A 26,589-nucleotide genomic window follows, 5' to 3' on the forward strand; every position below is an offset into this window, starting at 1 on the left:
GCAGTCCACACAACAGCCAGCTCACCCGAACCTCGGCTCCTGCAGCGCGAGCTCGCGGCGCACGGCCTGCGCCAGGCCGAGCAGCGACGGTCCGAGGTCCTGCGCGATGGTGTGGATCGACTCCTGCGTCGAAAGGCTGACGTTCAACGCGTAGATGGTGCCTTCCACCTCCAGCGGTGTGGCCAGCGCAACCACCTCTGGCTGCCAGGCCGCGGCGCAGAAGCCTCGCGTGCGGACGTCGGCGCACGCTTTCCTGATCTCGGACTCGATGGCTTTCCACTTGAGGCGCCGTCGTGAAAGAAGCTGCATGAGCTGGGTCCGGTGCCGCGGCGTGAGCGCGGCCAGGTATGCGCGTCCCAGCGAGGTGAGCTCCATCGGCACCCGCTGGCCGGAGACCACATGCCGAAGCGCAGCGCGCTTCGCATAGCGGATGGATTCGAGGTAGACCATCTCGTCGCGGTCGGGCGCCGCCAGTCCCACGTTGATACGTTGCCGCCGCGCCAGTTCAAGCATGTGCGGGGCCGCGGCCTGCAGGATGCGCGACGCGGTTCGCATCGCATGAGAAAGACTAAGGACCCCGGGAGCCAACCGGTAGGCGCGCTCGGCCTTGTCGAGTTGCAGCATGCCGCTGCCGACTAGCGTCTGTGCGAGCCTGCTCACTGTGGCTTTGGAGAGGCCCGTTCGCTCTGCCAGTTCGCCATTGCCCAACAACTCCGACCCGGGACGAAATGCGCGAAGGATCTCTATACCCCGTTCCAGCGAACGATTGGCAGGGGATCGACCGGGCTTGTGGTCGAGGAAAAAGCGGGCTTGATCGGGCATGGGCATGGGTGCGGAGGTCTTGCGGGTGATGAATCATCATAGGCAAATTCCATTCAATGGAATTGGTATCCCCTGATTCGATCACTTTCTCCTAAAGTTGATGCGCCCCTATGCGATGTAGCCAAGAACGTTCGCGATCGCGGGGATTCATTACTTGGTTCTGGAGACAAACAGATCATGGCTGCTCAAGGCTTGCGCGGGATGCGCGCGCTCTTCCTTTTCTTTCTCGGTTTCATGGCCTTCGGGGCGGTGTTCGCCGCCTACCCCGACAAGCCCATCCGCTTCGTCGTGCCGTTCGCTCCGGGCGGGGGCACCGACATCATCGCCCGCACTTTGGGCGTCGAAATGTCCAAGGATCTCGGACAGCCGGTGATCGTCGACAACAAGCCCGGCGCCGGCACGCTGATCGGCACCGACAACGTGGCCAAGAGCGCGCCCGACGGCTACAGCGTGGTGGTCGCCTCGTTCGCCCATGCCGTCAATCCGGCGCTGCAGCCCAAGCTTCCGTACGGCAGCAACAAGGCCTTCGCGCCGGTCATCCTCATTGGGCGCGGCCCCAACGTGCTGGTGGTGCGTCCCGACAGCCCCTACAAGTCGGTGGCCGACCTGGTCGCCGCGGCCAAGGCCAACCCCGGCAAGCTGACCTTCGCGTCGCAGGGCGCGGGCACCTCCGCCCACCTGGCCGGCGAGATGTTTGCCAACCTCGCGAAGGTCAAGCTCTCGCACATTCCCTACCGCGGTGCCGGTCCGGCGTTGACCGACCTGCTCGGCGGCCAGGTCGACATGATGTTCGCCACCGCCGCGGCGGTCTCCACCTTCGTCGACAGCGGCAAGCTGCGCGCGCTCGGCGTGACCACGGCCGAGCCCTCCCCGGCGCTCAAGGGCGTGCCGGCCATCGCCGCCAGCGTGCCGGGCTATGTGGTGGAAAGCTGGTATGGCCTGTACGTGCCTGCCGGCACGCCCGCGCCCGTCATCGAGCGGCTCAACGCCGCGGCCCGCAAGGCGGCGCGCGCGCCCGACTTCGTTCGCAAGATCGAGCACGAAGGCCTCGTGATCAATGCCGGCCCGCCGGCCGAGCTCGACACCTACGTGCGGGCCGAGGAAGAGCGCTGGGCACGCGTCATCAAGGAAAACGGCATCAAGGCCGATTGAACGGCGGCCACCGGCCAGCCCCAGGAAGAAGAACATGACCTACACCCTCATCGACTATCAGGTGACGGACGCCATCGCGACCGTGACATTCAACCGCCCGGACAAGCGCAACGCCATGAGCGATGAGATGCGCACCGAATTCATCGACGTGCTGGAGCGCGTGACCGCCGACAAGGGCATCCAGGCGATGGTGCTCACCGGCGCGGGCAAGGGCTTCTGCGCGGGCGGCGACATCAGCGGCATGCAGAAGCGCATGAATGCACCGGCGGGAGAGGTCGGCTTCAACGGCTGGCACCGCCAGCAGCGTGTGCACCACGTGCAGGCCCTGTTGCACACCATGCCCAAGCCGGTGATCGCGGCCGTCAACGGCGCCGCCTCGGGACTGGGTGCGGACACCGCGATGGCGTGCGATTTCGTCATTGCCAGCGAGTGGGCCAGCTTCACCTGGAGCTATGTGCTGCGCGGCATCATTCCCGACGGCGGCGGCATGTACTTCCTTCCGCGCCGCGTGGGCCTTCCCAAGGCCAAGGAACTGATCTTCACCGGCCGCCAGGTCAAGGTGGAAGAGGCCCTCGCGCTGGGCATCGTCGATCGCAAGACCAGTGCCGAAACGCTGGTGGCCGACGCGCAGGCATGGGCGCGCGAGCTGTCGTCCGCGTCCTCCACCGCGCTGGCGCTGACGAAGACCATCCTCAACCAGAGCTTCGAGCTCTCCTCGCACGACGTGTTCGCGCAGGGCAGCCAGGCACAGGGCATCTGCTACACCAGCAGCGAGCACCGCGCGTCAGTGGAGGCCTTCCTGGCCAAGACGGCTTCGAAGGAGTGAGGCCATGAACGAAGCCATCTCTAGGCTGCTTTCCCCGCGCAGCGTCGCCGTCATCGGCGCCTCGGCCGATCCCAAGAAGACCACAGGCCGGCCGGTGGCCTACCTGCAGAAGCACGGCTTCGCGGGGCGCATCATGCCGGTGAACCCGAAGGTCGAGCGCATCGGCGAACTGCCGTGCTACCCCGACATCGCGTCGCTGCCCGAAGTGCCCGACGTCGCCGTCGTTCTGTTGGGCGCGGAGCGTGCCCACCTGGCCGTGAAGGAGCTCTCGCAGCGCGGGTGCGCCGCCGCCATCGTGCTGGCCAGCGGCTACACCGAGACCGGCGAGGAGGGCGCGCGGCGCCAGCAGCAGCTGGTGGAGGCGGCCGGCGCGATGCGCATCCTGGGGCCGAACACCATCGGGCTGGTCAATCTCACGGACAACATCGTCCTGTCGCCGTCCGGTGCGCTGGAGATGGACGAGTTCCAGGCCGGCGGCATCGGCGTGGTCTCGCAGAGCGGGGGCATCCTGGGCTCGCTGCTGTCGCGCGCCGCGGCGCGCGGCATCGGCTTGTCGAAGCTGATCTCCACCAGCAACGAGGTCGACCTGGAGCTGGCCGATTTCGTCGACCACCTCGCCGAAGATCCGGCCACCCAGGTGATCGCGCTCTACGTCGAGACCGTGCGCAACCCCGCCAGGTTCCGCGCTGCCTGTCTGAAGGCCGCGCGCATGGGCAAGCCGGTGGTGGCCTTCAAGATCGGCCGCTCGGAGGCGGGCGCGAAGGCCGCCGTGTCCCACACCGGCGCTATGGCGGGCGCCGACAGCATGTACGACGCGCTGTTCAGGCAGGTCGGCGTGATCCGCGCGCAGAGCTTTTCCGACCTGCTCGACATTCCTGCCGCGCTGGCCACGGGCCGCAAGCTGCGCGGCGCGCGCGTCGCGATCCTCACCTCCACCGGCGGTGCCGGCACGCTGGTGTCGGACGACCTGGGCGTGGCGGGCTTCGACACGCCTGCGCCCGACGAGGCCACTGCCGATGCGCTGCGCGCACTGCAGACCGGCAGCGAGGCCGTGCTGGACCGCAACCCCATCGACGTGACGCTCGCGGGCCTGCGCCCCGATTTGCTGCGCGGCGCCATCAATGCGCTGCTGGCGAGCCCGAGCTACGACGCGCTGGTGATCATCGTCGGCTCCTCCAGCCTGGCGATGCCCGAGCTGCTGGCCGGCGCCATCCAGGAATGCCTGCCCAATTCCGACAAGCCGGTGATGGCGTACGTGAGCCCGCACGCGCCCGAAGTGGGCGCACTGCTCACGCGGCGCGGCGTGCCGGCCTTCACCGCCGCCGAGAGCTGCACGGCCGCGCTGGCCGGCATGCTGCGCGTGCAGCGCTTCATGGCGCCTGCACAAGACGACGCGGCGCTGCCGCCGGTTGAGGCCGGCGACTTTCCCTCCGGCTCGCTCGACGAGGCACAGGCCAAGCATCTGTTCGCGCGCTTCGGCGTGCCCTGCGCCTCGGAACGCGTGGTCGCTTCGCCGGCCGAGGCCGAAGCCGCCGCGCGCGAGTTGGGCGGGCGCGTCGTGCTCAAGATCCTGTCGTCGCAGATCACGCACAAGAGCGACGTCGGCGGCGTCGCGGTCGGACTGGGTGCCGACACCATCGGCGAGCGCATCGGCCGCATGGCGAGCGAGGTGAAGAGCCGCACCGGCACGGATGTGCAGCGCTTCCTGGTGCAGGAGATGGTGGCGGGCGGCACGGAGCTGATCCTGGGCATGCACCGCGACGCACTGGGCACGGCCATCCTGCTGGGCATGGGCGGCGTGACGGCGGAGCTCTTCAAGGACACCACCATGCGACTGCTCGCGCAGGACGCACAGGGCCTGAAGCCGCTGAGCCGGGCCGAGGGGCTCTCCATGGCGCATGACCTGAAGACCTGGCCGCTGCTCGACGGCTTCCGTGGCCGGCCGAAGGCCGACGTCGAGGCGCTGGTCGACGCGATCGTCGCGTTCTCGGGTATGGCCGCCCGGCTCGGCGAGCGCCTGGTCGAGGCCGAGATCAACCCCGTCTTCGTGCTGCCGCAGGGGCAGGGCGTGCGCGCCGCCGATGGGGTGGTCGTGCTGGCCTGAGCGGCGCCCTCGATTGCACAACCGGCAAGGCAGGCGCCTTGCCGTTCCCCAGGCCGGAGCAGACGGCGCTCCGCATCTGAACCCAGACTGCCCGGCTCGAACAGAGGCAGCGAACAACAGGAGACATTCATGCATCTGCCTTCCGGGCACGATCCTTCACGCCGTGCGTTGCTGCGCTGGCTGCCCGTCGGTACGGCCTGCGCGGCCCTTCCATCGTGGGCCCAGGGCCAGGGCGCCGGGGGCGAGCTGGCCGCGCCGGCCTTGTCGAGCTACCGGTTCATCGTCGGCTTCGGCGCGGGCGGCGTACCCGATGCGGCCGCGCGCCTGATCGCCGCGACCATGTCAGAGCGCTGGAAGCTGCCGGCCATCGTCGAGAACAAGACCGGCGTGGGCGGCACGCTGGCGGCCAAGGCCGTGCTGGCGGCGCCGGCCGACGGCAGCACGCTGCTGAGCGTGTCGCCGGCCCACGCCACGGCGCCGGCCGTCTTCGCCAACCCCGGCTACGACACGCTGCGCGACTTCGCACCCGTCACCATGATCGGCGACGGGCCGGCGCTCGTCGTCGCGCCGAAGAACCTGCCGGCCGCGAACCTCGCCGAAATGCTCGCGCAGGCCAGGTCTCGCCCCGGCTCGATGAGCTATTCCTCGGCAGGCGTCGGCAGCAGCTCGCACTTCGCGGCCGCACTGCTGTGCCAGCAGGCCGGCATCGAGGGCGTGAACATCCCGTACAAGAGCGTGGGCGAAGCCATGACCGAAACCATCGCCGGACGCGTGCAGTTCCACATCGCGCCGTACCTCTCGGCGATGGGCATGGTGAGGGAGGGCAGGGTGCGCGCGCTCGCCGTGACGAGCCCTCGGCGCATCGCTGAGATGCCCGACGTGCCCACCACGGCCGAGGCCGGCGTTCCAGGCTACGAATGGAGCTTCTGGTACGGCCTGCTGGCTTCCGCCAGGACGCCGGCTGCGGTCGTGGCGCAGCTCAATAACGACATCACCGGCGTCCTGCGCCTGCCCCAGATCAAGAAGCAGCTTGGGGCCATGGGAGTCAACGTGTCGGCGGGCACTTCCGCCGAGTTCGGGAAGCTGATCGAGGCCGAGGTGGCCAAGTACAGGCGCATCGCCAAGGCCGCAGGCATGGCGCCGCTGTGAGAGACACCATGAACCTTCTCGAACGCGCCGGGGGCCGCGCCATCCACTACGCCATCGACGGCACGCAGGGGCCCTGGCTCGTGATGTCGCACTCGCTGGGCTGCGACATCTCGATGTGGGACGCGCAGATGCCGGCACTGGTCGAGCGCTACCGCGTCCTGCGCTACGACACGCGCGGACACGGCCGCAGCGGCGCTGGCGACGGACCTTTCACCCTGGACACGCTGGCCGACGACGCGGCCGAGTTGATGGATAACCTGGGCATCGCGCAGGCTACCTGGATCGGTTTCTCCATGGGCGGAATGATCGGCCAGACCTTCGCGCCGAAGTACCCGCAGCGGGTGCAGGCGCTCGTGCTGGCCGACACCACCAGCGAGCACGGTGCCACGCCGCAGTCGGTGTGGGATGAACGCATCCGCATCGCGCGGGAGCAGGGCGTGCAGCCGCTGGTGCAGCCGGCCATCGATCGCTGGTTCACGGCGGACTTCAGGGCGAAGCGTCCCGACGTCGTCGAAGGCGTCGCCCGGGTCATCGCCTCCACCAGCGTCGATGGATGGACCGGCTGCTGCGCGGCCATCGCCGCCGTGCACACCACGAACGAACTGCACCGCATCGGTTGCCCGGCACTGGTGATCGTGGGTGAGCACGACATCGGCACGCCGCTGGCGGCGTCGCTCGAGATGCACCGGCACCTGCCCGAGTCGACGCTGGCGGTGATCGCCGATGCGGCGCACATGACCTGCATTGAGCAGCCCGGGCGCTTCAACCGCGTGCTGCGCATGTTCTTGGACAGTACTGTCGGTGCGGCGCCGGCGGCACAGGCGTAAGCCCTGATGCACAGCGCTTCGGATCAACCAGGAGACACACCATGAAGCGACGAGGTATTTCGACGGCAGCCAGTGCTGCCGCGCTGCTGCTGGCCGGCTGCACACCACTGGCTCCTCAAGCCTCGCGGGTGCCTGTGCCGGTGCACGACCAATCCGCGGTTGGCAGCCGCGGCTACTTCTACGTCGGAGGGCGCTACACGGGTGCCCCCGACGAGCAGGTGATGTCGGGCCAGATCTATGTCGAGGTCGCGGTGCCCAAGCGTGTGCAGCGGCCGTACCCGCTGGTGCTCATCCACGGTGCGGCGCAGACGGCCACCAACTGGATGGGCACGCCCGACGGGCGCAAGGGTTGGGCCGACTACTTCGTTGAGCAGGGCTATGTGGTGTATATGATTGACCAGCCCATGCGCGGACGCTCGACCTGGCATCCCTCGGACGGTGGGACCCGGATGTTCACTGCCCCGGTGCTGGAGAAGCAGTTCACCGCGCTCGCTCAGCAGGGCAACTGGCCGCAGGCCAAGAGGCACACTCAGTGGCCCGGAGAAGGGCCGCTCGCAGGGCGGCGCGGCGACCCGGTGTTCGACGCGTTCTACGCGACGCAGGTGGAAAGCCTTGCGTCGAACGCCGACACACAACGCCACAACCAGGCCGCCGGCGCGGCACTGCTGGACCGCATCGGCCCTGCGATCTTGCTGACCCACTCGCAGGCGGGCCCCTTCGGATGGCTGATCGCTGATGCTCGCCCGGACCTCGTCAAGGGCATCGTGGCCGTGGAGCCCTCAGGACCGCCTTTCGAGAACTCCATCAATGCTACCGGCAAAGCCCGGCCATGGGGCCTGACGGACATACCAATCACCTATGCACCGGCCGTTTCCCGGCCGGAGGAGCTCGAGGTCGAGCGCCAAGCAGCTCCAAAACCCGAGCTGTTCGCCTGCTGGATGCAGAAGGGGGCTGCCCGCCAACTGCCACACCTGCGCCAGATCCCCGTGATGGTCATGGCCGCCGAAGCGTCTTATCACGCGGTATACGACCACTGCACCGCGCAGTACCTCCAGCAAGCCGGAGTTCCGACCGATTTCATCCGGCTGGAGGAGCAGGGCCTGCGCGGCAACGGCCACATGGTCATGCTGGAGAAGAACAACCTGGCCGTCGCACAGCTCATCGACCAGTGGCTGCAGCGAAAGCTGCGCTGAGCCTGCACCAGAGAGATCCGCGATGCAACGAAGACTTCTGGGCCGATGGACGGCCGCCGCCGGCCTGGCGACGTTGGGCCTGTGTGCTGCCGCGTGCGCGCAGCAGGGCTTTCCGAACAGGCCGCTCAAGCTGGTGGTGCCCTTTCCGGCGGGTGGCGGCACCGACGTGCTAGCGCGGGCGCTCGGCGAAGGCCTGTCGCACGAACTCGGCCAGCCGGTGATCGTCGACAACAAGGCGGGCGCAGGAACAGTGATCGGCAACGACGTGGTTGCCAAGAGCGCGCCGGACGGCCACACGCTGCTCTTGACAACGAGCGCCATCGCGATCGTGCCGAGCCTGTATCCCAAGCTGCCTTATGCGGCGGAGACAGCACTGGTCCCAGTGCTGCTGCTGGGCGTGGCGCCCAACGTGGCGGTGGTGCGCGCCGAAAGCCCGCTGCGCTCCGCCAGCGATCTGCTGCAGCGGCTGCGCGCCGAGCCAGGGCGCCTGAGCTATGCCTCCGCCGGCAACGGCACCACCACGCACCTGGCGGCCGAGCTGCTCAAGAGCAGCACTGGCCTGTCGATGACGCACGTGCCGTATCGGGGCGCGACGCCGGCGATCACCGATGTGCTCGCGGGGCAGGTCGACCTCATGTTCGGCACGCTGCCGAGCGTGGCGCCCTTCATCAAGAGCGGCAAGGTCCGCGCGCTTGGCGTGACTGGCGCGAAGCGCTCGCCGCTGTTCCCCGATGTGCCCACCTTCGCCGAGTCGGGGGCGCCGGGCTACTCGGCCGATGTGCTGTACGGCGTGTTTGTCACGGGCGGCACGCCCGACTCGGCCATCGAAAGGCTGGGCGCTGCCGTGCGCAAGGCCAGCCGCACAGAGAGTTTCCAGCGCAGGGCCGAAGCCGAAGGCCTGGTACTCACGCTGAACGGCGCCGCCGAGGCATTGCGCATCCAGCGCGCCGAAGAAGCGAAGTGGCGCCAGCTGATCAAGGCCAACGGCATCGTCGCCGAGTAGTCCGCTACCCAGCTTCATGAAAAGGCCCACGCACGCATCCGTGCTTCTCTCATCTTGCTGTTTTCTCATCATCGATCGGACACCTCATGCACGCGACCGAAGTATTCGCCCGTTACGCCACCGAATTTCGCCAAACCCGGCTCGACGACGAGGTGCTTCACCACGCCAAGCGCGCAGTGATCGACTGGCATGCTGCGCTGTTTCCAGGGCTTGACGTCGCGCCCATGCCGCAGTTGCGCGCGCTGCTGGCCGACGACCTCGAACGCGGCGGCGCGCGCCTGCCCGATGGGCGCCCTGCACCTGCACGCGCAGCTGCACTGCTCAACGGCACCGCGGCCCACGCCGCCGAGGTGGACGACAGCTTCCGCGATGCCATGTACCACCCGGGCGCTGCCACAGTGGCGGCCTCGCTGGCCATCGCGCAGGACCGCGAGGCCGGCGGGCTCGAGTTCCTGCGCGGCGTGGTGCTCGGTTATGAGGTCTCCACGCGCATCGGCGTGGCGATGGGGAGGGCCCACTATCGCCACTGGCACAACACGGGGACCGTGGGCACCTTCGGCGCCGCCGCTTCCGCCGCCGGCCTGCTCGGGCTGCACGGCGCGCCCTTTGCCCATGCGCTCGCCACGGCCGCGACCTTCGCGGCAGGGCTGCAGCAGGCCTTTCGCATGGATTCGATGTCCAAGCCCCTGCATGCGGGCCGGGCCGCCGAAGGCGGTGTGCTCGCCGCGCAGCTGGCCGCGCAGGGCGTGACGGGTTCGCTCGACGTACTCGACGGCGAGGCCGGCTTCGGCCGGGCGATGAGCGACGGCCCCGACTGGTCCATCGTGGGCGACACGCTTGGGCGCGACTTCCACATCAAGCGGCTGACCTTCAAGAACCACATCGGCTGCGGCCACACCTTCGCCGCCATCGATGGGGCCCTGGAACTGGCGCGCCTGCACAACCTGCGAGCCGCGGACATCCGCCGCGTCCACGTGGCCACCTACGGCCCGGCGCTGGACATCGCCTGCTACGAAGACCCGCGCACCGAGAACGAGGCCCGCTTCAGCATGCGCTTCGTGGTGGCGACCGCGCTGGTGCACGGCAGCGTGCGCCTTGCGGCGTATACGCCCGAGCGGCTGGCGGATGCGGACACGCGCGCGATGATGGCGCGCATCACGGCGGTGGTCGATCCGGAGATCGATGCGGCCTTCCCGGGCCGGCGCTCGGCCCGCGTCGAGATCGAGACGAACGACGGCCAGCGCCACGTCTGGCTGCAGCCAGACCGCAAGGGCGACCCCGAGCTGCCGCTATCAGACGCGGAGCTCGACGACAAATTCCTGGAACTCGCGGCGCCGGTGATCGGGGCCGAGCGTGCGTGTGTGCTGCTGCGCAACATCTGGTCGCTGGACAAGGCCGAAGGGCTGCAGGGGCTGGTGGCCTGAGCGTCCGCGGCCGCCATGGCCATAGGGCTGCCGCTTCGTCGCCACCACTGAGGCCAATAGCCGAAAAACATATCTGCTATAGGAGCCATGTGCTTACCCTTGACCGGCTTGCCTGAAAGACTGCGGGCATGGAGACAAAAGATTCAACCGCACAAGCCGCGCCGCACGCCCCCGTATCGCGCAAGCTGATCACCTATCCCTCGGCGCGTGACGGCACGCCGATCCATATTGAGTACGCCGACGAGGGCGATGGACCCGCGATCTGCATTCTTCCGTCGCTCGCGCGCTCCGGGCGGGACTACGACGTAGTCGCCGCCATGCTGGTGCGCGAGGGCTTTAGGGTGGTACGGCCCGAGCCGCGCGGCATCGGCCGCAGCAAGGGGCCGATGCAGGCGCTGGACATGCACGACTTCGCCGCCGACGTGGCTGCCGTGCTGGACCAGGAACGTATTGGGCCGCTGGTCGTCGTGGGTCATGCCTGGGGCAGCCAGCCCGCGCGGACCTTGGCGGCCGATCGGCCAGACCTTGTGTGCGGAGTCGTCATGGCGGCCGCGTCAGCGGGCAAGCTGCCGCCGGGGTCGCAGGAGCAGCCCTACAGCCGCCTGCGCGACGCGATCGACGGTGCAAGCGACCCCGGTCTCTCGGAAGACGAGCGCATCGACTGCCTGCGGCGCGCCTTCTTCGCACCGGGCCATGACCCGCGCGTTTGGCTGGACGGCTGGAGCATCGAGGCGCATGAGGCACAGAGCCATGCTCGGCGCGCGACGCCGGTCGATGACTACTTCTCCGCGGGCCAGCACGTGCCCATCCTCGATCTGCAGGCCGAGCACGACGCGGTGGTGATTCCCGGCGTGATGAAGCCCTACCTGGGCGACCGGGTCACGGTGCAGGTGATCCGCGACGCGGGCCACGCGATGGCACCTGAGCAGCCTCGTGCGATGGCCGATGCGATCGCAGCATTCGCGCGTCGCGTCTACCGCTCGCGCACTGGCGCATAGCGCAACGGACCGGCGTGCGGCGTCGGTCTCGCGCGCACGGGTCGGGCCGCCGCCAGAGGCGTTGCGGCGGAGATGGAGTCACATGAACACACCAGGAGACAACATGACCAAGAAGTACAGCCTTTCCACCCTGAAGTTGGCGTTTGCCGGCGCGGCGCTGCTCGTGGGCGCCTTCGCTCACGCGCAGGGCTATCCGAACAAGCCGATACGCATGGTCATTCCTTACACACCGGGCGGGTCGATCGACACTGTGGGGCGCCTCGTGGCCGACCAACTGCAGCGCCAGCTCGGGCAGCCCATCGTGATCGACAACGCGCCGGGCGCATCGGGCTTCGTTGGCGCGATGCACGTCAAGAAAGCGAAGCCCGACGGCTACACGCTGCTGTTCAACGCGTCGAGCCAGGCCTACCTGCCGCTGGTCGTCGCGAAGAAGACCTACGACGCGCAGCGCGACTTCACGCCCGTGGGGCAGATCGGGTACGTTCCGCTGATCGTCGCCGTCAACAACGACGTGCCTGCCAAGACCATGGGCGAGTTCGTGCAGCTGGCCAAGGCCAATCCGAACAAGTACACCTGGGCGACCTCGGGCCTCGGTACCACGAGCCATCTGAGCGAGGAGATGGTCAACCGCGCACTGGGTCTGCAGATGGAGATCGTTGCCTACAAGGGCGCCGTGCCTCAGCTGACCGACGTGATCGGGGGCCACGTCTCGGCCGCGATTTCGCCGATGCCCGGCGTCGCGCCCTTCGTTCAGGGCGGACGCCTGCGTCCGCTCGCGGTGACCAGCAAGGTGCGTGTTCCGTCCATGCCCGATGTGCCCACGCTGTCGGAGACCGGCATGCCCGGCTTCGAGCTGCTGTCGTGGTACGGCATCTGGGGTCCCGCGGACCTTCCCGCGGACATCACGAACCGGCTCAACAGCGAGATTGCCAAGGCCGTCGATGCGCCTTCGCTGAAGGCCAAGTTCGCCGAGTTGTCATTCGTACCTGTGAAGTCCAACCCCGCACAGTTCAAGCAGCTGATCGCGGACGACCTCGCCAAGATCGGCAAGGCGGTGAAGGACGCGGGCATCCGCATCGACTTCTGATATTCATTCTTCGGCGGCCGGCATCGGCGCTGCCGGCCGATAGGCGCGGAAGTCCAGCGCCCGCAGCAGCTTCGCCGTCTCCTGGATGAGGCGGCTGGCCGGCCGCGCGGTCGGCATCGCCAGCACCAGGCTGTTCCACATGGCCGGCGGCCCGATGGGGGCAGCCCGCACCTTGGCGCGGCGCGTGCTGAGGTTGAGCGCACTCTCGGGCAGGATGGAGCAGGCCATTCCCTCCTCGACCACCGTCAGCGCCGTGTGCACGGCCCCAACTTCGGCCACGATGTTCAGGTTGATCTTGCGCGGCAGCATCACCGCGTCGACCAGGCTTCGGATGGGGTTCGGCACGGCGGGCAGGATCAGAGGGAAATCGGCAAGGGATGCCAGCGAGACGCGCTCGGGCAGCCGATAACCTTCGGGCGCAACGAGCAGCAGCCGCTCGCGCATCAGGGGCTCGTAGCTCAGCAGCGGCGTCGGCGGGGGGTCGAAGAGCACGCCGACGTCGATGCGGCCGGCCAGCAGCCCCTCCCGAAGCGAAAGGCTCAGCCCTTCCACTACCGACAGCATCGCATTGGGCAGCCGTTCGCGGAACTCCCGCACGAGCGGCACGCACAGCCCGCTGGCCACCCGATTGGGTAGCCCCACCACCACCTTGCCGGCGGGCTCGTCGCTCATCTCCTTGATGTCGAAAAGGGCTTGCGCGGCCGCGTTGAGCATGACGCGCGCATGAGCCTGCAGCGCATGGCCCGCCTGCGTCGGCGTGACACCGCGCCCCGTGCGCTCCAGCAGGCGCTGGCCGAGCTCCTGCTCGAGCAATGCGACCTGCCGGCTGATGCTGGGCTGCGCGAGGTTCAGGGCGGCCGCGGCGCGGCTGAAGCTGCCTTTCTCGACCACGACGACGAAGTACTCGAGCTGTTTGAGATCCATAGCGCAAAGACATATCTGATATAGGCCTCATTCGATTTAACTTTGCTTGCGATCGGCCCAGACTCAAGGTTTTCCCGGGGAAGCCGGGCTCGAGGAGCAACGATGAAGAGATTCGAATCGAAGGTGGCGATCGTGACCGGCGCGGGCTGCGTGGGCGCGGGCTGGGGCAACGGCCGCGCGATGGCCGTGCGGCTCGCGGAAGAGGGCGCCAGGGTGCTGGCTGTCGACCGCGACGCCGAGCGCCTGGCCGAGACCTTGTCGCTCGCCGGCAGCGCCGCGGCATCCATCACCACCTGCATCTGCGACGTGACCAGCTCCGCGAGCGTGAAGGCGATGGTCGACGCCTGCATCGAGGCCTACGGCGCACCCGACATTCTGATCAACAACGTGGGTGGCTCGGCCGCAGGCGGCCCGGTGCAGCTCAGCGAGGAGGCCTGGGACACGCAGATCGACGTCAACCTCAAGAGCGTGTTCCTCACCTGCAAGCACGTGCTGCCGCACATGATCGAGCGCAAGCGTGGTGCCATCGTCAACGTGGCCTCGACCTCGGGCCTGCGCTGGACCGGCAGCGCGCAGGTGGCCTATGCGGCCAGCAAGGCCGGCGTGATCCATCTGTCGCGCGTGGTGGCGGTCCAGCATGCACCCGACGGCGTGCGCGTCAACACCGTGGTGCCGGGACAGCTGCACACCCCGATGGTCGAAGTGCGCCTGGCGAAGCAGCGCACCGGCGGCGACATCGAAGCGCTGCTGGCCTCGCGCGTCAAGCGCATCCCGCTGGGCTTCATGGGCGACGGCCGCGACACGGCGAGCGCCGCGCTCTACCTCGCGAGCGACGAGGCCCGCTTCGTGACCGGCACCGAACTGGTCGTGGACGGCGGCATGACGGCGCGCTGCGACTGATCGGCCGGAGTTCAAAGCAAGCAAGGAGACAAGCGATGAAAAGAAGACACATCCTGGCCGCGGCCGCGGCCGCGGCGCTTTCGCTGGCATCGACCGCATTCGCGCAGGCCGGCGGCAAGCCCGTTCGCATCGTGACCTCGTTCAGCCCGGGCGGGCCGGTCGACTTCGTGGCGCGGACGCTGGCCGAACAGCTCGGGCGCGAGCTCAAGCGCACGGTCATCGTCGACAACAGGCCCGGCGCCAACGGCGCGCTCGGTGCATTGGAGACCCTGCGCGCCGAAGCGGATGGCAGCGCGATCTGGATCACCAGCGTGGGCGCGGCCGCCGTCAATCCTTCGCTGGTCGAGAAGTCGCCCTACGACACCCAGCGCGATTTCGCGCCGGTCTCGCTCGTGGCGAACAACTTGGAAGTGCTGGTGGTCGGCGCGAAGGACCCTGCAGCGGATGCCGCGGAGTTCGTGAAGACCGCCAAGGCCAGCAAGGAGTCCACGCCGATGGCCTCTTCGGGCTCCGGCAGCATTCCCCATCTGGCGCTGATTCAGCTCGAAGAGGCCACCGGCGCGCACTTCCTGCATGTGCCCTACAAGGGCATGGCGCCGGCATTCACCGACCTGATGGGCGGGCAGGTGAAAGGCGTGTTCGCCGACGTCGCGGCGATCATGCCGCACGTGCAGGGCGGCCGGCTCAAGGCGATCGGCATCGCGGCGAGCAAGCGCCATCCGTCGCTGCCGCAGGTCAAGACCTTCGACGAGCAGGGCATCAAGGCCGTGGACACGAACAACTGGTATGCGCTCTTCGTCTCGGCGAAGACGGCGCCGGCGGTGGTGCAGGAGCTCAACAAGGCTGTGCGCAGCGCGATCGCCAACCCCGACGTCAGCGCCCGGCTGCTGCGTGGCGGCGCCGAGCCGAAGACATCCACGCCGCAGGAGCTGGCAGCGCTGCTGAAGGCGGACACGGCCAAGTGGGCCGCATTGATCAAGTCACGCAACATCAAGGCCGAATGATGAGCACGAGCCACATACGCGTTCCATTGGTGGTGCCGGGCACCGTGCCCGAACTCGCCGAGGTCGAGGCCCGCATCCTTTCAGAGCGCGGCAGGATCTCGCTGCTCTACCAGGTGCTGCTCAATAGCCCGAGCATCGCCAGCGGCTGGGAGTCGATGCTGACGGCCGTGCGCAACCGCACCTCGGTGCCGGCGGACCTGCGCGAGATGATCATCCTGCGCGTCGCCGTGCTCAACGAGGCGGCGTTCGAGTTCGACGCGCACGTACCACATGCGCTGAAGGCCGGATTCGCACAGAAGAAGATCGATGCGCTGCGCGCCGGGGACCCCGCAGGCGCCCTCGATGGCCGGTTCACGCAGGACGAGTTGCTGCTGCTGGAACTGACCGACCGGATGACGCGCGATGTGAAGGTGCCAGTGGAGCTGACGGACCGCCTGAACGCGCGCTTCGAGCCTTCGGCCGTGGTCGAAGTGGTCGCCACCGTGGCGGCCTACAACATGGTGTCGCGGTTCCTCGTGGCGCTGAACATCTCGCACTAGGCACCGCCATGACCGATGCAACCACCGAGTCCGGCGTTCCCGTGCGGACCTATCTGGAGCACCCCTCGCGGCCGAGCCTTCGCCTGCCGCCCGGCGCATGCGACAGCCATGTGCACGTCTTCGGGCCGACCGCGCGCTTCCCTTATGCGCCAGACCGCCGTGTAACTCCGCTGGAGGCACCCAAGGAGACGCTGTTCGCGCTGCATCGCGCCGTGGGCATCGAGCGCTGCGTGATCGTGCAGTCGATCACGCACGGCACCGACAACCGCGTGGTCGAGGACGCCATCGCGGCGGGGCAGGGCCGCTATCTCGGGATCGCCCTCGTCGAAACCGGCGTACCCGATGCCGAGCTCGAGCGTCTGGCGCTAGCGGGCTTCCGCGGCGTGCGCTTCAACTTCATGCGGCACATCGCGAGCGCCGCGGGCGTCGATGCGGTGCTCGCATTGACGCCGCGCCTGGCTGCCGTCGGCATGCATCTGCAGGTGCACTTCGAGAGCGAGCTGGTCCACGAACTCTCCGCGCCGCTTCAGCGCAGCCAGGTTCCGGTGGTGATCGACCACATGGGGCGCGTGGATGCCACTCGCGGGCCGGATGCTTCCGACTTCCAGGCGCTGCTGAAACTGCTGGAGAACCCGCGCTTTCGCGTGAAGGTCAGCGGCATCGATCGCATCGACGCGCATGCACCGCCTGGCGAGCGCTATGTGGATGGCGAGGCGCTGGCGCGCATCCTGGTCGAGCGCTTTCCCGAGCGCTGCGTATGGGGCACCGACTGGCCGCATCCCAACCACACCCACATTCCCGACGACGGTGTGCTCGTGGATGCGCTGGGGCGTATCGCGCCTGATGCGGGGCACCTTGAGCAGTTGCTCGTGCACAACCCCCAGGCGCTGTACCGCTTCCCGACCTGAGCCGCGGCTGCGTTGCCGCGCGGTTCCATCCGAGGTGCACATGTCAACAACTGGCCGGATTCCAACCGACGTCGTGCTCCTGCGATGCCATGGTCCGCTCCCGACGCCGGCTGTGTTCGGCGAGGCGGTGGCAAGCTTGCCTTGCTGGCGGGAAATCGGCGGCCGCATGGTTCGGCATGTTCATTCGCAGGCACTGAAGCTCTCGTATGTCTATCTGGAATTGCCTCAACGCACGGCGCTGTCGAGGCACTGCCTGATCGAGCTTGCCAGTGAGGCGGGCAGCGCCTGGCCCGGCACACGGGTCGCGGCCTCCCGCCTGACGCTGATGCACGACATCGCCGGCGCCAGCGCGGACTCGCTGGCACGCTCCCACTACGTCGTCGAGATGAAACCCGAACCCGGCTGGGGCATCGAGCTGCAGCGCTGGTACGACCAGGAGCACCTGCCCGCGCTGGCTGCGGTGCCGGGATGCATACGCGCCCAGCGCTTCTGGAACAGCGACGACGAACAGGAGTCGCTGGCGTGCTACGACCTCGTCTCGGACCGGACCACGGCCTCCGCCGAATGGCTGGCGGTTCGCGAAACGAGCTGGAGCTCCCGCGTGCGGCCCCATTTCTTGAAGCCCGTGCGGACCATGTTCGCGCTGGCCGACGCCTCTGTACCTTAGGTGACCGACCGGCGCGCCGGCGGATGCCTCACGACACGCCGCCAGATGCCGCACCGATCGAAGCAACGACCTCCATCCGAGGTGGCAAGCCGTGATTCCTTGCGGTGCCACCTTGGCGCCTCGATGCAGTGCGCATGTCGCCTGCGAGGCAGGCGCATCGATCGCACACGAGCGCCCCGTTCGCCCCGCTTCCAAGCCTGGCCATCGCACAGGGAAGCTCCTTATTCGCAAGCGAGATGACAGTTTGATGAATACGGTATTGGACCGGGTGGACATACGTTCCTAAAGTCCATCGCCAATCGACCAGCCCGCCGCAACCAGGCGGGCACCACCTGGAGATGTGTTCATGAAGCGTTGGGTTTCCAAGCTCCTTGCATCGCTGCAACCTGCAGTGGTGCAGGCATCGGGCTCCGGGGGCGCGCAGGAGCCGGCGCCGGCATTGCAGTCGCTGCCCAGCGAGCGCGTCGGCATCTCGGGAACCGTCATTGCCAAGGTCGAGCTGCCGGGCGGCTTCGGCGCGTCCAGGGAACTCCTTCTGCGCATGCGAGAGGTCACCATTGCGCCCGGAGGCTTCCTGCCGATGCATTCGCATGCGGACCGCCCGGCAGTGGCCTATGTGCTGCAGGGGCGCATGACCGAGTACCTCGAGGGCCAGGACGACCCAGTCGTCGTCGAGGCCGGGCAGGCGTATTCAACCCATCGCCGGCCTCACGCGCTGCTCAACCGCGACAGCGTACCCGTCGTGTTCCTCGAGGTCGATCTGTTCTGAACTCGTTTACGCATACCGAATTTGCCCGTTTCCGCGTTCCGCATTTCATAGCCTCGGAGTCCAGATGTTCCGCCTGACTTTCAGCCTCGCCTGCGCCGCGGCGACCCTCATTACTTCCTTCGTCCACGCCGCAGAGACCGTCGAGGTCATCCACTGGTGGACCAGTTCCAGCGAGACGGCGGCCGTCGGCAAGTTCAAGGAGGCCGCGAGCAAGCGCGGACTGGCCTGGAAAGACCTGGCCGTCGGCGGCGGCGACAACCAGCGCATCCTGCTGAAGGCGCGCGTGGGCAAGGGCACACCGCCGGATGCCGCGCAGATCAACGCCGACGTGCGCAGCTATGCCGCCAACCGCGACAACCTCGCCAATCTCGACGAAGTGGCGGTCAAGGGAAAGTGGGACGAGGTGCTGCCCGAGCCGTTGCGGCGCTTTGCGCGCCAGGGCGGCAAGAGCTATGTCGCGGTGCCGGTGAATGTTCATCGCCAGAACGTCATGTGGATCAACGCCGAGGCCCTGAAAAAGCTCGGTGCGACCTCCGCGCCGAAGACCTGGGACGAGTTCTTCGCGCTGGCCGACAAGGCCAAAGCCGCGGGCATGGTGCCGCTGGCGATGGGCGATGACATCTGGGTGAACTTCACCTTCATGCAGGTGGCCTTCACGACGATGAAGCCCGACGAGTTCCGCCGGGCCTTCTACGACCTCGACGACGCCCAGCTCAAGGGCCCGGGCGTGGTGAAGGCCTTCGAAGTGATGCGCAGGCTGCGCGGCTACGTGGACCGCAGCGCGCCGACGCGCAAATGGAACGAGGCGACACAGATGGTCATCCAGGGGCGGGCGCTGGCGCAGGTGATGGGTGATTTCGCCAAGGGCGAATTCAACATCGCCGGCAAGAAGCCCGGCGTGGACTACCTCTGCGCGGTCGTACCGGGCAGCGGCCGCAACCATCTGTTCACCTCGGACGCGTTTCTCTTCTTCAAGCAGCAGAAGTCCTCGAAGGCGCAGCTGGACCTTGCCGAAGTGTTCATGGACCGCGACGCCCAGGTTGCGTTCAGCCAGGCCAAGGGCTCGGTGCCGGCCCGAACGGATGCGGACGTGTCTGGCTTCGACGAATGCGCCCGCCAGAGCTATGCCGATTTCGTTGCCGGCGCCAAGGACGGAACGGTTGCAGCATCGCCCAACCTGATGCAGACGCCCGCCCGGCTGGGAGCCTGGCGCGACGTGGTGCTCGGCTTCTGGAACGACCCCGACATGACGGCCCAGCAGGCCGCCGCGAAGATGGCTTCGGCCGCCAGGTCGAACTGAGGCCGCCCACGGGAACGCAACGTGACCACATCCTCTTCGACGGGCGCGTCCGTCCATCCTGAAGTGCGCCGCCTCGCCGACCGGTTCGAACGATGGCTGCCGCAACTGGCCATCTCTCCAGCCCTGGCCGTGAGCCTGCTCTTCTTCTACGGCCTGACCGCCTGGGTCGCGGCAGTCTCGTTCACCGATTCCGCGGGCGCGATTAGCTGGAATTGGGTGGGCCTGGACCAGTACCGGCGGCTCTTCACCGACGACAACTGGTGGCGCGCCCTGTGGAACCTGGCCCTCTACCTGCCGCTGGTCGTGGGCCTGCCGCTGGTGCTGGGCTGCTTCCTCGCGATCCTGCTCGACCAGAAGGTGCGACTGGAGAACGGCATCCGCACCGTCATCCTGTATCCGCTGGCGCTGAGCTGGATCGTCGCGGGCACGATCTGGCGCTGGCTGCTGTCGCCCGACACCGGCATCGAAAAGTGGCTGCACGGCATAGGCTTCGAGAACGCGCTGTTCGACTGGATCGTCCAGCCCAGGTACTCGATCTTCGCGCTGGTGATCGTTGCCGTGTGGCACAGCACCGGCTTCGTGATGTCGATGTTCATCGCCGGCCTGCGCAGCATCGACGAGTCGGTCTTCAAGGCCGCGATGATCGACGGCGCCAGCCTGCCGCGCATCTACTGGCGCGTGGTGCTGCCGGCGCTGAGGCCCACGGTGTTCAGCGCCGCGCTGATCCTGCTGCCCGCGGCGCTGCGCACCTTCGACCTAGTGGTCGTGCTGACGCAAGGCGGACCCGGCCAGAGCAGCGTGCTGCCGGCCTTCTACGTGTTCGACCGCTTCTTCCGGCGCGACCAGATGGGCCTGGGGTCCGCCTCGGCCATGGTGCTGCTGTTCACCTGCGCGATGGTGGCCGTGCCCTACATCCTGAGCGAGCTGAAGAAGCATCGCGGAGACTGACCATGGCTATTCCTTCATTCCTGCGCCGTCCTGCGCAGCGGGATCGCATGCCGGGCGAACGGCTCGGGGCGGGCCGCGTGCTCGTCTACCTGGGATTGCTTCTCGCGGTTGCGTTCTATGCGCTGCCCGCGTGGTTCGCCGTGGTCAATTCGCTCAAGCCGCTGGCCGAGCTGCAGGCCGGCAACGTACTGGGGCTGCCCCAGCGCTGGACCATCGAGCCGTGGATCGAGGCCTGGGCCACGGCTTGCACCGGTGCCGAGCAGTGCACTGGCCTGTCGCGCTATTTCTTCGACTCGCTGATCGTGGTGGTCCCCTCCACGGTGATCTCCACGCTGTGGGGCTGCTTCAACGGCTACGTGCTGGCCAAGTGGCGCTTCCGCGGCGCCGAGGGCGCGCTGTTCCTGCTGATGTTCGGCGTGTTCATGCCCGCGGCGCTGTTCGTCTTCCCGCTGTCGATGGTGTTCGCGAGGCTTCACCTGTCGCAGTCGCTGTTCGGCCTGGTGGTGGTGCACACGATCTACAGCGTGCCGGTTGCGCTGTACTTCCGCAACTACTTCGTGGGCTTCCCCGGAGAATTGATCAAGGCCGCGCGCATCGACGGCGCGGGCCTGTGGACGATCTTCCGGCGCGTGGTGCTGCCCACGGCCAAGCCGATCCTGGTGGTGGTGGGCATCATGCAGTTCACCGCGATCTGGAACGACTTCATCTTCGCGCTAGTGCTCGCGCCGAGCGACCAGCAGCTCGTGACCGTGGGGCTCAACAACCTGACCAACGTGCAGGAAGACGTGCCCCGCTACAACGCCTACATGGCCGCTGCGATCATCGCCGGCGCGCCGACCATGGTGCTGTACATGCTGGCCGGCAAGTACTTCGTGCGCGGGCTGACCGCGGGCGCGGTCAAGGGCTGACCGATCCAAACCTGAAGAAAAAGAAGGAGCCAAATCCATGGCCAGCGTGAGCATTCGCAATGTGCGCAGACGCTACGGTTCGGTGACCGTGCTGCACGGCATCGACATCGAAGTCGCCGATGGCGAGTTCCTGATCCTGGTGGGACCGTCCGGCTGCGGCAAGAGCACGCTGCTGTCGATGATCGCCGGGCTGGACGGCATCAGCGAGGGCGAGATCGCGATCGATGGCCGTGTGGTCAACGACGTGGGGCCGAAGGACCGCGACATTGCCATGGTGTTCCAGAGCTATGCGCTGTACCCGAGCATGACCGTCGGCGAGAACATTGCCTTCGCGATGGAGATGCGCAAGGTGCACAAGGCCGAGCGGGACGCCGTGGTCGAGCGCGTGGCCGGGACCCTTCAGATTGGCCACCTGCTCGATCGCCGGCCCGCGCAGCTCTCCGGCGGCCAGCGCCAGCGCGTGGCGATGGGGCGGGCCCTGGCACGCAATCCCAAGGTGTTTCTCTTCGACGAGCCGCTGTCCAACCTGGACGCCAAGCTGCGCGTCGAGATGCGCGCCGAGATCAAGGCGCTGCACCAGCGGCTGAAGAGCACCATCGTCTATGTGACCCACGACCAGGTCGAGGCGATGACCCTGGGCGACCGCATCGCGGTGATGAAGGATGGCCGCGTGCAGCAGCTGGGCACGCCGCAGGACATCTACGAGCGGCCCGCGAACCTGTACGTGGCCGCGTTCATAGGCTCGCCGACGATGAACCTGCTGCCGGTCAGGCTGCGCGCCGAATCGGGACATTGGATGGCGGAGCTGCGCAGTGGCGATTCGTCCGTGCGACTGCCTCTGGCACCGGCTGGGCATGCGGCCACAGGGGAACGCGAGGCGGTGCTCGGGCTGCGGCCGGAGCATTGGCGGCTCACGGAGGAAAGCGAGTCTGGCGCACTGGCGGTCACGCTCCAGCTGGTGGAGCCGACCGGTGCCGACACCTTCGGCTTCGCCGAAATGAACGGCCAGCGCATCGGCATCCGCCTGCCGCCCAAGCCGATGCGCCACGCGGGCGAGCAGATCCGTGTGCGCCCGGACCTGGCGAGCGCCTCGCTCTTCGATCCATCGACCGAACAGCGCATCGAGCTCTAGGTCCCGCTTCCATCCAACTGAAGTCGATTCAGCGGCTCGCACAGCGCGCCGCTTGGATCGTTGCGCCCCGAAATCCTGCAACGAGAGGCACCCATGAACCGCGACGGCATCGCGAGCGCACCGGGGATTTACAGGTGCCGGACTAATCCAGATCCGATTCCAAACCACTACACCAGGAGACATCCTTGAACCCCCATCGAATCGCCCTCTGCATCGCCCTCGCGGCGACGGCCAACTGCGCCAATGCGCAGTCCACCGCCACGGTGTTCGGCGTCGCGGACCTGAGCGTGCGCCGCGTCACCAACGGCCCCGGGACGGTCACCAGCCTGTCAAGCGGCGGTGCGGCGGCAAGCCGCCTCGGCTTTCGCGTCGTGGAGGATCTGGGCGGCGGCTACGCAGCCAGCGCATGGCTGGAGAGCACCGTGAACTTCGACGACGGTACGACCAACGCCGCGCGTTTCTTCAATCGCCGCTCGACGGTAAGCCTCTCGGGTCCGTTCGGCGAGGTGCGGCTGGGCCACGACCTCACGCCCTCGTACACGGGCTTCGGCGAGTTCGATACCTTCGGCGTCAGCGGGCTCGCCGACCAGGGCAAGTTCTATTCGACGGCGACCGGCGTCTTCGGCAGCGGCATCGACGCGACCGGTGTCTGGGCGCGCGCCGACAACATGGTCGAGTACCTCACGCCGAACACGCTCGGCGGCTTCTACGGGCAGCTCGCGGTCGCGGTGGGCGAGGGCGCGCCGTCCAAGAAGTACCGCGGTGGTCGCATCGGCTACGCGCAGGGGCTGGTGCACGTGACGGCGGCCTATGGCCTGTTCGACGGCATCGGCGGCAACACGCTCAGGCGCAGTTCCATGGCCGGTAGCTATGAATGGGGCCCGGCGAAGTTCTACGGCTCGGTGGTACGCAATGCCTACCTCGGCGCCTCGCGGCTGGTGACGCAGGTCGGCACGGTGGTCACGGTGGCCGGGCTTCACAAGATCAAGCTCAACTACACCAGGGCCGACACCTCAGGCGTCCTCGGCAAGGCATTGCTGGACCGCAACGATGCCACCCAGGTGGCGATCGGCTACGCATACGACCTGTCCAAACGGACGACGCTCTATGCGACGTACGCGGCCATCTCGAACAAGGGCGACGCCAACTTCGCGGTCGGCACGCCGCCCGCCGCGTCGCCGGGCAAGAGGTCGCGCGGCACGGAATTCGGCATCAGCCACAAGTTCTGAGGTGTGCGTGCAGCCGATGCGTTCTCTGTCTTTTCATGCATTCGTCCAGGTGATGCGATGAGGAAGGAGCCAGCGCCCCATGCAGCCTGAACTTTGCGCGCGCAGCATCGGGCAGCTTCGGGTCGACGGACTTCTCTTCAAGGACCACAACGGCGATGGCCGGCTCGATCCCTACGAGGACTGGCGGCTAACGCCGCAGGAAAGAGCCGTCGATCTTCTCGGCCGAATGACCCTCCAGGAGAAGGTCGGCGCGATGCTCCATGCGAATCCGCCGACGACGCAGGCAGCGGCGATTCCCGGTGCCGGCTCGGCCTGGGACTTCGCCTCGATGCGCGAGCTGGTCCTGCAGCGGCATGTGGGAGCTTTCCTCAACCGCCTGCAGGCACCGCCCGCGGAGCTCGCGCGTCAGGCCAACACGCTGCAGGCGCTGGCCGAAGAGGGCCGGCTCGGCATTCCGGTGATTCTTTCCTCCGATCCGCGCAGCCATTTCAGCCATTCGCAGGGCGTGAGCGTCGCGGCCGGCGGATTCACACAATGGCCCGATGCGCCGGGCTTCGGCGCGGCGGGCAACGCGGAGCTGGTGCGCGCGTTTGCCGACGGCGTGCGCGAGGAGTATCGCGCGGTCGGCGTACGCATGGCTTTGTCGCCGATGGCGGACCTCGCGCTGCAGCCGCGCTGGCACCGCTGCAACGGCTGCTTCGGCAGTTCGCCCGAAGACGTGCGATCGCTCGTGCAGGCCTACGTGGCCGGCATGCAGGGCGGCATGGACGGGCTCGGTCCGCAGAGCGTGGTTTCCGTGGTCAAACATTGGGTGGGCTACGGTGCGACCAGCCCCGAGGGCTTCGACGCGCACAACCACTACGGTCGGCTGCTGGATCTGCGCAGCGACGGCATCGAGAACCATATCCGCGCCTTCGCCGGCGCCTTCGAGGTGGGGGTCGGAGGCGTGATGCCTTCCTACGGCATGCCGCCCCCCGGGCTCCGGGTGCCGGATGTCGCGGGCGACATCGAACAGGTGGGCATGAGCTTCAACCGGCAGATGGTCACCGACGTGCTGCGCGGACGCTTCGGCTTCGACGGTGTCGTGATCTCCGACTGGCACGTCACCGACGACTGCACGCGCGCGTGCATCGAGGGCGCCCAGGATGGCCTGCGCCCCGGCCCCGCCGACATCGCCATGCCATGGGGCGTGGAGCACCTGGACAGGCCCGGGCGCTTCGCCAAGGCGGTCCAGGCCGGTGTCGACCAGTTCGGCGGCGCGGACGATCCGCGCTGGATCGTCTCCGCGGTGCGCGACGGGCTGCTGGCGCAGTCGCTGATCGACCAGGCCGTCCGGCGCATCTTGGTGCAGAAATTCAGCCTGGGTCTTTTCGAGAACCCCTACGTCGATGAGGACGCGGCGGCTCGCGTCGTCGGCCGGCCCGGACTGAAGGCGATGGCGCTTGATGCGCAACGCAGCTCACTGGTCGTCGCGAAGAACGCAGGCTGCGTGCCGCTCGCGCGCGGGAAGAAGCTGTTCCTCGAAGGCATCGATGCCCAGGCGGCCTGGGCTGCCGGCTTCACGGTGGCTGAGCGTCCGGGCGACGCCGATCTCGCCATCGTCGGCCTGCGCACGCCCCACGAACTGCTGCATCCGCGGCATTTTTTCGGCAGCCGCTACCGCGAGGGGCGCACGGGCTGGCTCGCCGGCGATGCCGATCTGGAGCGCGTGCGTGTGATCGCGGCGCAGGTGCCCACGGTGGCCAGCGTCTACATGGATCGCCCTGCGGACCTTGGCGCCCTCGAGCCGCTGGTCGCCGGCATCGTCCTGCATTTCGGCGTGCAGGAGCAGGCTCTTTTCGACTTGCTCTCCGGCCGGCACACGCCCACCGGACGCCTGCCGTTCGACCTGCCATGGCTGCAGTCGAAGTCGCCTCCCACCGGGCTGGCGCTGCGGCGCGGAGAGGGTCTTTCGTTCTGATTCCCTCGTCCGGCGCATGTCGCGCCGGCGTCTACCCACAGGAGAACTCGTCTTGAACACATCCCTTCAACCCTTCGTACTCGTTGCCGGCTCCGGGCATGGCGGCTGGGCTTGGCAGAAGCTCGCGGCCTTGCTCACGCGGCGCGGCCACCGTGTCTATGCGCCGTCGCTCACCGGGCTGGCCGACCGCTCGCACCTGATGAGCGCCGACATCACGCTGCAGACCCATGTGCGCGACGTCGTCAATCTTTTCCGCTGGGAGGACCTGCGCAGCGCCGTGCTGGTCGCGCACTCGTATGCGGGCTGGGTTGCCTCGGCGGCGGCCGAGTCGCTGGAGGATCGTCTCTCGGCCATCGCCTTCGTCGACGCCTTCCTGCCCGAGAACGGCCAGCGAGGCTTCGACCTGCTCAACGATGCTCAGAAGGCTGCGGTGCTGGAGGCGCAGGCGCGCGGCGAACTCTCCCGTCCGGGGCCTACGAGCACCGCGCTGAGGATCCAGAGCGCCGAGGACGCGCGCTGGCTCGATTCGAAGATCACGCCGCAGCCGATCGGCGTGTCGATGCAACCCGTCGAACTGACGGGCGCGCGGGAGCGTATCGCGCGCAAGCTCTATGTGCGCACGCCGTTGTTCCCGCAGCCACTGTTCGACGCCGCGCTCGAGCGCTGCCGCGCCGATGCAGGCTGGCAGACCGCCGTGATGGCCGACTGCGGCCACGATCCGATGATCGACGCGCCGCAGGCCCTGGCCGACATGCTGCTCGGGCTGCTCGAGCCGCGGTGAGCGCTGCCGGGCCGCCGCAGACTTATTCGCGATCG

General features: G+C 67.9%; 25 protein-coding genes. 23 read left to right on the forward strand and 2 right to left on the reverse strand.

The genetic code is table 11. The features are described 5' to 3' along the window. Positions 1-21 precede the first annotated feature (21 nt). A complete protein-coding gene (locus ACTJLF_RS16830; protein ID WP_019658153.1) occupies positions 22-828 on the reverse strand; it encodes an IclR family transcriptional regulator in 807 nt (268 codons plus the stop codon). A gap of 195 nt (positions 829-1,023) precedes the next feature. On the opposite strand from ACTJLF_RS16830, the gene ACTJLF_RS16835 reads away from it, so the two are divergent. From ACTJLF_RS16835 to ACTJLF_RS16880, 10 genes are all read left to right on the forward strand, one after another. Beyond that, positions 1,024-1,974, forward strand: a complete 951-nt coding sequence (locus tag ACTJLF_RS16835; protein WP_019658152.1) for a tripartite tricarboxylate transporter substrate binding protein — start codon at positions 1,024-1,026, stop codon at positions 1,972-1,974. A 34-nt stretch (positions 1,975-2,008) separates the two neighbouring features. After that, complete coding sequence (locus ACTJLF_RS16840) at positions 2,009-2,800, forward strand: enoyl-CoA hydratase/isomerase family protein (protein ID WP_019658151.1); 792 nt, start codon at positions 2,009-2,011, stop codon at positions 2,798-2,800. A gap of 4 nt (positions 2,801-2,804) precedes the next feature. Continuing rightward, positions 2,805-4,904 (forward strand): acetate--CoA ligase family protein, encoded by a 2,100-nt coding sequence (locus ACTJLF_RS16845; protein ID WP_440883536.1) that lies wholly within the window; start codon positions 2,805-2,807, stop codon positions 4,902-4,904. Positions 4,905-5,033: 129 nt separating this feature from the next. Next, positions 5,034-6,053 (forward strand): tripartite tricarboxylate transporter substrate-binding protein, encoded by a 1,020-nt coding sequence (locus ACTJLF_RS16850; protein ID WP_440883537.1) that lies wholly within the window; start codon positions 5,034-5,036, stop codon positions 6,051-6,053. An 8-nt stretch (positions 6,054-6,061) separates the two neighbouring features. Further along, positions 6,062-6,880 (forward strand): 3-oxoadipate enol-lactonase, encoded by an 819-nt coding sequence (gene pcaD, locus ACTJLF_RS16855; RefSeq protein WP_019658148.1) that lies wholly within the window; start codon positions 6,062-6,064, stop codon positions 6,878-6,880. Between the two features lie 41 nt (positions 6,881-6,921). Continuing rightward, positions 6,922-8,073: an alpha/beta hydrolase gene (locus ACTJLF_RS16860; RefSeq protein ID WP_080647951.1), complete on the forward strand. Its 1,152-nt coding sequence runs from the start codon at positions 6,922-6,924 to the stop codon at positions 8,071-8,073. 22 nt (positions 8,074-8,095) lie between these two features. Next, positions 8,096-9,076 (forward strand): Bug family tripartite tricarboxylate transporter substrate binding protein, encoded by a 981-nt coding sequence (locus tag ACTJLF_RS16865; protein WP_440883538.1) that lies wholly within the window; start codon positions 8,096-8,098, stop codon positions 9,074-9,076. Between the two features lie 86 nt (positions 9,077-9,162). Then, positions 9,163-10,500 (forward strand): MmgE/PrpD family protein, encoded by a 1,338-nt coding sequence (locus ACTJLF_RS16870; protein ID WP_019658145.1) that lies wholly within the window; start codon positions 9,163-9,165, stop codon positions 10,498-10,500. 128 nt (positions 10,501-10,628) lie between these two features. Next, positions 10,629-11,498 carry an alpha/beta fold hydrolase gene (locus ACTJLF_RS16875; RefSeq protein ID WP_440883539.1) on the forward strand — a complete coding sequence of 290 codons (870 nt, stop codon included), beginning with the start codon at positions 10,629-10,631 and terminating at the stop codon, positions 11,496-11,498. Between the two features lie 103 nt (positions 11,499-11,601). Next, positions 11,602-12,585, forward strand: a complete 984-nt coding sequence (locus tag ACTJLF_RS16880) for a Bug family tripartite tricarboxylate transporter substrate binding protein (RefSeq protein ID WP_440883540.1) — start codon at positions 11,602-11,604, stop codon at positions 12,583-12,585. A gap of 3 nt (positions 12,586-12,588) precedes the next feature. Here the strand turns inward: ACTJLF_RS16880 and ACTJLF_RS16885 are convergent, their stop codons facing one another. Continuing rightward, positions 12,589-13,509 (reverse strand): LysR substrate-binding domain-containing protein, encoded by a 921-nt coding sequence (locus ACTJLF_RS16885; RefSeq protein WP_440883541.1) that lies wholly within the window; start codon positions 13,507-13,509, stop codon positions 12,589-12,591. Positions 13,510-13,611: 102 nt separating this feature from the next. Between ACTJLF_RS16885 and ACTJLF_RS16890 the strand changes: the two genes are divergently transcribed. From ACTJLF_RS16890 to ACTJLF_RS16950, 13 genes are all read left to right on the forward strand, one after another. Next, the gene (locus ACTJLF_RS16890) at positions 13,612-14,409 is read left to right on the forward strand and encodes an SDR family NAD(P)-dependent oxidoreductase (protein ID WP_019658141.1); all 798 of its coding nucleotides are present in this window, start codon (positions 13,612-13,614) and stop codon (positions 14,407-14,409) included. Between the two features lie 35 nt (positions 14,410-14,444). Then, positions 14,445-15,413 carry a Bug family tripartite tricarboxylate transporter substrate binding protein gene (locus ACTJLF_RS16895; protein ID WP_440883542.1) on the forward strand — a complete coding sequence of 323 codons (969 nt, stop codon included), beginning with the start codon at positions 14,445-14,447 and terminating at the stop codon, positions 15,411-15,413. Continuing rightward, positions 15,413-15,952, forward strand: coding sequence for a carboxymuconolactone decarboxylase family protein (locus tag ACTJLF_RS16900; protein WP_440883543.1), 540 nt, complete (start codon positions 15,413-15,415; stop codon positions 15,950-15,952). The genes ACTJLF_RS16895 and ACTJLF_RS16900 overlap by 1 nt, the downstream gene beginning before the upstream one ends. Before the next feature lie 8 nt (positions 15,953-15,960). Continuing rightward, positions 15,961-16,860 (forward strand): amidohydrolase family protein, encoded by a 900-nt coding sequence (locus tag ACTJLF_RS16905; protein WP_440883544.1) that lies wholly within the window; start codon positions 15,961-15,963, stop codon positions 16,858-16,860. Positions 16,861-17,026: 166 nt separating this feature from the next. Next, positions 17,027-17,527 (forward strand): hypothetical protein, encoded by a 501-nt coding sequence (locus ACTJLF_RS16910; RefSeq protein ID WP_440883545.1) that lies wholly within the window; start codon positions 17,027-17,029, stop codon positions 17,525-17,527. A 346-nt stretch (positions 17,528-17,873) separates the two neighbouring features. Further along, positions 17,874-18,296: a cupin domain-containing protein gene (locus ACTJLF_RS16915; protein WP_019658136.1), complete on the forward strand. Its 423-nt coding sequence runs from the start codon at positions 17,874-17,876 to the stop codon at positions 18,294-18,296. Between the two features lie 64 nt (positions 18,297-18,360). Then, positions 18,361-19,596 carry an ABC transporter substrate-binding protein gene (locus ACTJLF_RS16920; RefSeq protein WP_019658135.1) on the forward strand — a complete coding sequence of 412 codons (1,236 nt, stop codon included), beginning with the start codon at positions 18,361-18,363 and terminating at the stop codon, positions 19,594-19,596. A 21-nt stretch (positions 19,597-19,617) separates the two neighbouring features. Beyond that, entirely contained in the window at positions 19,618-20,544 is a 927-nt protein-coding gene (locus tag ACTJLF_RS16925; RefSeq protein ID WP_244164415.1) for a carbohydrate ABC transporter permease, read from the forward strand. Positions 20,545-20,591: 47 nt separating this feature from the next. Beyond that, positions 20,592-21,452 carry a carbohydrate ABC transporter permease gene (locus ACTJLF_RS16930; protein WP_019658133.1) on the forward strand — a complete coding sequence of 287 codons (861 nt, stop codon included), beginning with the start codon at positions 20,592-20,594 and terminating at the stop codon, positions 21,450-21,452. 37 nt (positions 21,453-21,489) lie between these two features. Beyond that, positions 21,490-22,584, forward strand: a complete 1,095-nt coding sequence (locus tag ACTJLF_RS16935; protein WP_440883546.1) for an ABC transporter ATP-binding protein — start codon at positions 21,490-21,492, stop codon at positions 22,582-22,584. 185 nt (positions 22,585-22,769) lie between these two features. Then, positions 22,770-23,813, forward strand: a complete 1,044-nt coding sequence (locus tag ACTJLF_RS16940; RefSeq protein WP_019658131.1) for a porin — start codon at positions 22,770-22,772, stop codon at positions 23,811-23,813. Between the two features lie 79 nt (positions 23,814-23,892). Then, positions 23,893-25,773 (forward strand): glycoside hydrolase family 3 protein, encoded by a 1,881-nt coding sequence (locus ACTJLF_RS16945; RefSeq protein ID WP_440883547.1) that lies wholly within the window; start codon positions 23,893-23,895, stop codon positions 25,771-25,773. 52 nt (positions 25,774-25,825) lie between these two features. Continuing rightward, positions 25,826-26,554 (forward strand): alpha/beta fold hydrolase, encoded by a 729-nt coding sequence (locus tag ACTJLF_RS16950; protein ID WP_038116543.1) that lies wholly within the window; start codon positions 25,826-25,828, stop codon positions 26,552-26,554. Positions 26,555-26,589 lie beyond the last annotated feature (35 nt).

Source organism: Variovorax sp. 22077, from assembly GCF_052044195.1.
Lineage (GTDB): Bacteria > Pseudomonadota > Gammaproteobacteria > Burkholderiales > Burkholderiaceae_C > Variovorax > Variovorax atrisoli.